Here is a 529-nt window from a genome sequence, read left to right on the forward strand (position 1 = left end):
GGGGCAAGATCATGCTCTAGAAATCATGTCCGAAGTGATCAAAACAGCAAGTGCCCAATTGACGGATGAAACCAAACCTAATGGCGTGTTTTTATTAACTGGCCCTAGTGGTGTCGGAAAAACGGAATCCGCTCTTGCTATCGCAGAGAAAGTTTATGGGAGCGAAGACAACGTAACCACGATAAATATGTCGGAATTCAAAGAAGAGCATAAGGTTTCATTGTTGTTAGGCTCTCCTCCTGGATATGTCGGATACGGTGAGGGGGGCGTTCTAACGGAAGCCGTAAGGCGTAAACCTTACAGTGTGATTCTGTTGGATGAAATGGAAAAAGCGCACCCCGGTGTGCAAGATATTTTCTATCAAGTGTTTGATAAAGGCTCCATTAAAGATGGTGAAGGTCGAGATATCGATTTTAAAAACACCATCATTATCATGACGGCGAATACTGGCACAGAAACCACAATGTCTCTCTATGCAGATCCAGATTTAGCGCCAGAACCGGAAGCTTTAAAAGAAGCGCTTAGAGAT

At 44.0% G+C, this 529-nt stretch carries 1 protein-coding gene; it reads left to right on the top strand.

Annotated features, from left to right (window positions below; genetic code table 11):
- The coding region (locus R7093_RS27800; RefSeq protein WP_318147355.1) for an AAA family ATPase at nt 1-529 on the top strand (529 nt) is incomplete at both ends.

The organism is Vibrio sp. 1580 (genome assembly GCF_033340055.1).